Source organism: Streptococcus oralis (genome assembly GCF_023109315.1).
Taxonomy (GTDB): Bacteria; Bacillota; Bacilli; order Lactobacillales; family Streptococcaceae; genus Streptococcus; species Streptococcus oralis_BS.
On the sequence record NZ_JALDUF010000014.1, the window covers coordinates 1 to 5,202 of the forward strand.

At 49.5% G+C, this 5,202-nt stretch carries 2 tRNA genes and 3 rRNA genes; all 5 read left to right on the top strand.

Features of this window, described 5'->3' with window-relative positions:
* Position 1: 1 nt before the first annotated feature.
* A tRNA-Glu gene (locus M1F74_RS09980) sits at positions 2 to 73 on the top strand.
* A 232-nt stretch (positions 74 to 305) separates the two neighbouring features.
* Positions 306 to 1,854: ribosomal RNA gene (locus M1F74_RS09985) — 16S ribosomal RNA — on the top strand.
* 51 nt (positions 1,855 to 1,905) lie between these two features.
* Positions 1,906 to 1,978: transfer RNA gene (locus M1F74_RS09990), tRNA-Ala, on the top strand.
* A 129-nt stretch (positions 1,979 to 2,107) separates the two neighbouring features.
* Positions 2,108 to 5,009 (top strand): 23S ribosomal RNA (locus M1F74_RS09995).
* Between the two features lie 76 nt (positions 5,010 to 5,085).
* Positions 5,086 to 5,201, top strand: a 5S ribosomal RNA gene (gene rrf / locus M1F74_RS10000).
* Together the 16S, 23S and 5S rRNA genes with 2 tRNA genes alongside form the textbook arrangement of a ribosomal RNA operon.
* The last annotated feature ends 1 nt before the right edge of the window (position 5,202 follow it).

The following is a 5,202-nucleotide window of genomic DNA, read 5'->3' on the forward strand; positions in this document are numbered from 1 at the left end:
AGGTCCGTTGGTCAAGGGGTTAAGACACCGCCTTTTCACGGCGGTAACACGGGTTCGAATCCCGTACGGACTATGGGTGTATTGCGGTTAAAAAAACTTGAAAAAAGTTTCAAAAAAGTGTTGACATAGGTTAGCAGCTGTGATATACTAATATAGTTGTCGCTTGAGAGAGATTGAGTGACAAAGACCTTTGAAAACTGAACAAGACGAACCAATGTGCAGGGCACTATAACTAAGGTTATAGTACTGAACAATGAAAAAAACAATAAATCTGTCAGTGACAGAAATGAGTGAGAACTCAAACTTTTAATGAGAGTTTGATCCTGGCTCAGGACGAACGCTGGCGGCGTGCCTAATACATGCAAGTAGAACGCTGAAGAGAGGAGCTTGCTCTTCTTGGATGAGTTGCGAACGGGTGAGTAACGCGTAGGTAACCTGCCTGGTAGCGGGGGATAACTATTGGAAACGATAGCTAATACCGCATAAAATGGATTATCGCATGATAATGCATTGAAAGGTGCAAATGCATCACTACCAGATGGACCTGCGTTGTATTAGCTAGTTGGTGGGGTAACGGCTCACCAAGGCGACGATACATAGCCGACCTGAGAGGGTGATCGGCCACACTGGGACTGAGACACGGCCCAGACTCCTACGGGAGGCAGCAGTAGGGAATCTTCGGCAATGGACGGAAGTCTGACCGAGCAACGCCGCGTGAGTGAAGAAGGTTTTCGGATCGTAAAGCTCTGTTGTAAGAGAAGAACGAGTGTGAGAGTGGAAAGTTCACACTGTGACGGTATCTTACCAGAAAGGGACGGCTAACTACGTGCCAGCAGCCGCGGTAATACGTAGGTCCCGAGCGTTGTCCGGATTTATTGGGCGTAAAGCGAGCGCAGGCGGTTAGATAAGTCTGAAGTTAAAGGCTGTGGCTTAACCATAGTACGCTTTGGAAACTGTTTAACTTGAGTGCAAGAGGGGAGAGTGGAATTCCATGTGTAGCGGTGAAATGCGTAGATATATGGAGGAACACCGGTGGCGAAAGCGGCTCTCTGGCTTGTAACTGACGCTGAGGCTCGAAAGCGTGGGGAGCAAACAGGATTAGATACCCTGGTAGTCCACGCCGTAAACGATGAGTGCTAGGTGTTAGACCCTTTCCGGGGTTTAGTGCCGCAGCTAACGCATTAAGCACTCCGCCTGGGGAGTACGACCGCAAGGTTGAAACTCAAAGGAATTGACGGGGGCCCGCACAAGCGGTGGAGCATGTGGTTTAATTCGAAGCAACGCGAAGAACCTTACCAGGTCTTGACATCCCTCTGACCGCTCTAGAGATAGAGTTTTCCTTCGGGACAGAGGTGACAGGTGGTGCATGGTTGTCGTCAGCTCGTGTCGTGAGATGTTGGGTTAAGTCCCGCAACGAGCGCAACCCCTATTGTTAGTTGCCATCATTCAGTTGGGCACTCTAGCGAGACTGCCGGTAATAAACCGGAGGAAGGTGGGGATGACGTCAAATCATCATGCCCCTTATGACCTGGGCTACACACGTGCTACAATGGCTGGTACAACGAGTCGCAAGCCGGTGACGGCAAGCTAATCTCTTAAAGCCAGTCTCAGTTCGGATTGTAGGCTGCAACTCGCCTACATGAAGTCGGAATCGCTAGTAATCGCGGATCAGCACGCCGCGGTGAATACGTTCCCGGGCCTTGTACACACCGCCCGTCACACCACGAGAGTTTGTAACACCCGAAGTCGGTGAGGTAACCTTTTAGGAGCCAGCCGCCTAAGGTGGGATAGATGATTGGGGTGAAGTCGTAACAAGGTAGCCGTATCGGAAGGTGCGGCTGGATCACCTCCTTTCTAAGGATAAGGAACTGCACATTGGTCTTGTTTAGTCTTGAGAGGTCTTGTGGGGCCTTAGCTCAGCTGGGAGAGCGCCTGCTTTGCACGCAGGAGGTCAGCGGTTCGATCCCGCTAGGCTCCATTGGTGAGAGATCACCAAGTAATGCACATTGAAAATTGAATATCTATATCAAATAGTAACAAGAAAATAAACCGAAACGCTGTAAGTATTTAATGAGTTTTCTAATTTTTGAAAAAATTAGGTTAATAAGGTTAAGTTAATAAGGGCGCACGGTGGATGCCTTGGCACTAGGAGCCGAAGAAGGACGTGACAAACGACGATATGCCTTGGGTAGCTGTAAGTAAGCGATGATCCAGGGATTTCCGAATGGGGGAACCCAACAGGTACTACCTGTTACCCACATCTGTTAAGGATGTGAGGAGGAAGACGCAGTGAACTGAAACATCTAAGTAGCTGCAGGAAGAGAAAGCAAAAGCGATTGCCTTAGTAGCGGCGAGCGAAACGGCAGGAGGGCAAACCGAAGAGTTTACTCTTCGGGGTTGTAGGACTGCAATGTGGACTCAAAGATTATAGAAGAATGATTTGGGAAGATCAGCCAAAGAGAGTAAGAGCCTCGTATTTAAAATAGTCTTTGTACCTAGCAGTATCCTGAGTACGGCGGGACACGAGAAATCCCGTCGGAATCTGGGAGGACCATCTCCCAACCCTAAATACTCCCTAGTGACCGATAGTGAACCAGTACCGTGAGGGAAAGGTGAAAAGCACCCCGGGAGGGGAGTGAAATAGAACCTGAAACCGTGTGCCTACAACAAGTTCGAGCCCGTTAATGGGTGAGAGCGTGCCTTTTGTAGAATGAACCGGCGAGTTACGATATGATGCGAGGTTAAGTTGAAGAGACGGAGCCGTAGGGAAACCGAGTCTGAATAGGGCGCATTAGTATCATGTCGTAGACCCGAAACCATGTGACCTACCCATGAGCAGGTTGAAGGTGCGGTAAGACGCACTGGAGGACCGAACCAGGGCACGTTGAAAAGTGCTTGGATGACTTGTGGGTAGCGGAGAAATTCCAAACGAACTTGGAGATAGCTGGTTCTCTCCGAAATAGCTTTAGGGCTAGCGTCGACATAAAGATTCTTGGAGGTAGAGCACTGTTTGGGTGAGGGGTCCATCCCGGATTACCAATCTCAGATAAACTCCGAATGCCAAAGAATTATGGTCGGCAGTCAGACTGCGAGTGCTAAGATCCGTAGTCGAAAGGGAAACAGCCCAGACCACCAGCTAAGGTCCCAAAATAATTGTTAAGTGGAAAAGGATGTGGGGTTGCACAGACAACTAGGATGTTAGCTTAGAAGCAGCTATTCATTCAAAGAGTGCGTAATAGCTCACTAGTCGAGTGACCCTGCGCCGAAAATGTACCGGGGCTAAAACAATTTACCGAAGCTGTGGATACCTTTATAGGTATGGTAGGAGAGCGTTCTATGTGTGGAGAAGGTGTACCGTGAGGAGCGCTGGAACGCATAGAAGTGAGAATGCCGGTATGAGTAGCGAAAGACAGGTGAGAATCCTGTCCACCGTAAGACTAAGGTTTCCAGGGGAAGGCTCGTCCGCCCTGGGTTAGTCGGGACCTAAGGAGAGACCGAAAGGTGTATCCGATGGACAACAGGTTGATATTCCTGTACTAGAGTATGTAGTGATGGAGGGACGCAGTAGGCTAACTAAAGCAGACGAATGGAAGAGTCTGTCTAAGCAGTGAGGTGTGAATTGAGTCAAATGCTTAATTCTATAACATTGAGCTGTGATGGGGAGCGAAGTTTAGTAGCGAAGTTAGTGACGTCACACTGCCAAGAAAAGCTTCTAGCGTTAAACATACTCTACCCGTACCGCAAACCGACACAGGTAGTCGAGGCGAGTAGCCTCAGGTGAGCGAGAGAACTCTCGTTAAGGAACTCGGCAAAATGACCCCGTAACTTCGGGAGAAGGGGTGCTGACTTTACGTCAGCCGCAGTGAATAGGCCCAAGCAACTGTTTATCAAAAACACAGCTCTCTGCTAAATCGTAAGATGATGTATAGGGGGTGACGCCTGCCCGGTGCTGGAAGGTTAAGAGGAGTGCTTAGAGGTAACTCGAAGGTATGAATTGAAGCCCCAGTAAACGGCGGCCGTAACTATAACGGTCCTAAGGTAGCGAAATTCCTTGTCGGGTAAGTTCCGACCCGCACGAAAGGCGTAATGATTTGGGCACTGTCTCAACGAGAGACTCGGTGAAATTTTAGTACCTGTGAAGATGCAGGTTACCCGCGACAGGACGGAAAGACCCCATGGAGCTTTACTGCAGTTTGATATTGAGTGTCTGTACCACATGTACAGGATAGGTAGGAGTCTAAGAGATCGGGACGCCAGTTTCGAAGGAGACGTTGTTGGGATACTACCCTTGTGTTATGGCCACTCTAACCCGGATAGGTGATCCCTATCGGAGACAGTGTCTGACGGGCAGTTTGACTGGGGCGGTCGCCTCCTAAAAGGTAACGGAGGCGCCCAAAGGTTCCCTCAGAATGGTTGGAAATCATTCGCAGAGTGTAAAGGTATAAGGGAGCTTGACTGCGAGAGCAACAACTCGAGCAGGGACGAAAGTCGGGCTTAGTGATCCGGTGGTTCCGTATGGAAGGGCCATCGCTCAACGGATAAAAGCTACCCTGGGGATAACAGGCTTATCTCCCCCAAGAGTTCACATCGACGGGGAGGTTTGGCACCTCGATGTCGGCTCGTCGCATCCTGGGGCTGTAGTCGGTCCCAAGGGTTGGGCTGTTCGCCCATTAAAGCGGCACGCGAGCTGGGTTCAGAACGTCGTGAGACAGTTCGGTCCCTATCCGTCGCGGGCGTAGGAAATTTGAGAGGATCTGCTCCTAGTACGAGAGGACCAGAGTGGACTTACCGCTGGTGTACCAGTTGTCTTGCCAAAGGCATCGCTGGGTAGCTATGTAGGGAAGGGATAAACGCTGAAAGCATCTAAGTGTGAAACCCACCTCAAGATGAGATTTCCCATGATTATATATCAGTAAGAGCCCTGAGAGATGATCAGGTAGATAGGTTAGAAGTGGAAGTGTGGCGACACATGTAGCGGACTAATACTAATAGCTCGAGGACTTATCCAAAGTAACTGAGGATACGAAGTGTGAGGTTTACTTGGTATTTGATAGATATTCAATTTTGAGTAGGTATTACTCAGAGTTAAGTGACGATAGCCTAGGAGATACACCTGTACCCATGCCGAACACAGTAGTTAAGCCCTAGAACGCCGGAAGTAGTTGGGGGTTGCCCCCTGTGAGATATGGAAGTCGCTTAGCT